This window comes from Methylobacterium sp. D53M, from assembly GCF_053345625.1.
The window spans coordinates 1-2,156 of the sequence record NZ_JBKFAL010000071.1 but is presented as its reverse complement, the minus strand read 5'-3'; the positions used below and the strand labels follow the sequence as shown (position 1 = coordinate 2,156).

Genomic DNA, 2,156 nt, shown 5'->3' with positions numbered 1-2,156 from the left:
AAGGTCGGCGGCCGAGGCAGCGGCGGTGAGGGCTGTGAAGGCGGCCAGCGAGGCCAGGAGCTTGGTCATGTCGGTTCCCCGAATGTGTGATCTGGCGGTGTGGCTACCGATCACCGAGGGAAATGGCTGTAGTTTTGAGGTCACACCGCCTGTCGAAGGCCCGAAATGCCAGAGTAAAGCATCCTTCAAGACGCGACGAAGCGCGGAAATACAGCGCGCATTACGCAGGCGAGCGCGACAACAACGCGGCGGCGTTTTGGTTGCATCGACATGCCGGGTCGGCACCGGGTGTGACGGGCGCGCCACACCCGGTTCCGGTCGGCCGCCGGACGGCCCGGCGGCGATCCCGGTCGCTCCCGCGGGATCCCGACACCGGCCTGGGCGACCCGGCAAGGTGCCGGAACGCCCCCGCCGCCGCGAGACAGGTTTTCATCCCGCGGATCCCGATCGAGGGTCCGATCACCCGCGCGTCCCGGGCCTCGATCCGAAGTTATGACTCCTGTTACCAACGGGAAAATAGATGGACTCGACAGTCGTCGTCGCGACGACCGCGCGATGGGAACCGGGGCGCCATGCATGTGAGAGTTCGCCTCGACGGCGCGAACCCGCGGCGCTGGCACGTCGCGCTGCTGGACCGGCTGTCCGGCCTGCCGGGTATCGCGGCGGTGAGCGTCGACGCCGCGCCCGGTCCGGACGGGTGGCCGGCACAGGCCGACCTGCTGTTCCGCCTGGAAGCCCTGATCTTCCGGCTGGCGCCGCACGGGTCGCGGCCCGTGCCGCCCGCCGATCTCGCGGCCTGGACCCGTCCCGGGACCCCGGACCTCGTGCTCGACCTGTGCGGCGACGCGGCCGCCTCCTGCCCGGTCTGGCGCGTGGCCTACGACGGCGGCCTCGGCGAGACCGGCCTGCTCGCGAGCCTGCTCGCCGGCCGGGTCCCGCAGCTCGACCTCCTCGAAGGCGGCACCGTCGTCGCCGCGGGTCGCCTCGGCTCGGACTACCGGGGTTCCATCGCCGTCTCGTTCGAGGATGCCCTGTCGCGCACGGCGACGCTCATCGCCGCCGCCCTGCGGGCCCGGACGGACGGCCGCGCCTTCGCGGCGACGCCCGCCGCGGCCGCGGCCGCGCCCGCCCGTCCGGGGCGGATCCTGGCGTCCCGACCGGCACGGCTCGTCGCCCGGAGCCTCGTCGGCCGCCTGTACAGGCTGTGCTACCACGCCCCGCACTGGCGCACCGGGTGGCGGACCCTCCGCGGGCCGGACCTCGTCGCGCTGGGCCGCCATCCCGCGGAGGGCTGGCAGGTGCTGCCCGACGACGGGCGGCGCTTCTACGCCGACCCGTTCCCCCTCGCGGTCGAGGGGACGACCCACGTCTTCGTGGAGGAGTTCCCGCACGCGACCGGCAAGGCGATCATCTCGGCGGTCCGCTTCGGGCCGGACGGGCCCGAGGGGCCGCCCGTCCCGGTGCTGGAGGAGCCGCACCACCTCTCCTACCCGTTCGTGTTCGCGCGCGCGGGCTCCGTCTGGATGGTGCCGGAGAGTTCCGCGGCCGGCACGGTCGATCTCTACCGGGCGACCCGCTATCCGGGCGGCTGGGTGAAGGAGGCGACGCTCCTCTCCGGCGTGGTCGCGAGCGACGCGACGCTCCTCGAGCACGGCGGCCGCTGGTGGATGTTCGCCACCGTCCGGGACGCGCCCGTCGGCGCCCCGCCCGGATCGGGCTGCCACCACGACGCGCTGTATCTCTGGTCCGCGCCCGACTTCCGGGGGCCGTACGCGCCGCATCCGGCCAATCCCGTGCTGGTCGACCCGTCCTTCGCCCGGCCCGCGGGCCGGATCGTCGCGCGCGACGGGGTCCTGATCCGGCCGGTCCAGGATTGCGCCCACGGTTACGGACGCGCCCTGTCGCTGGCGCGCATCGACCGGCTCGACCCGGAGGGGTTCGCCCAGACCATCCTCGACCGGATCGAGCCCGGCCCGGCTTGGCCCGGCAGCTGCCTCCACACGCTCAACACGGGAGGCGGGATCGAGTGCATCGACGGCTCCGGTCGGGCCTCGCGTCTCAGGGCTTATCTGAGCGCGCGGTCCGACGCCTAGGGCGTCTCTGCAAAGGGGTTCACAGGCTGGGTGGTCAGGCCCATGTGGGCTTGATGCGACGCG

2 protein-coding genes are annotated in these 2,156 nt (G+C 73.2%); one reads left to right on the top strand and one right to left on the bottom strand.

The window, feature by feature from the left end:
• A partial coding sequence (locus ACLBYG_RS31520; protein ID WP_447684077.1) for a hypothetical protein occupies positions 1-306 on the bottom strand: 306 nt, incomplete at its 3' end.
• Positions 307-572: 266 nt separating this feature from the next.
• Between ACLBYG_RS31520 and ACLBYG_RS31515 the strand changes: the two genes are divergently transcribed.
• Complete coding sequence (locus ACLBYG_RS31515; protein ID WP_447684076.1) at positions 573-2,093, top strand: glucosamine inositolphosphorylceramide transferase family protein; 1,521 nt, start codon at positions 573-575, stop codon at positions 2,091-2,093.
• Positions 2,094-2,156 lie beyond the last annotated feature (63 nt).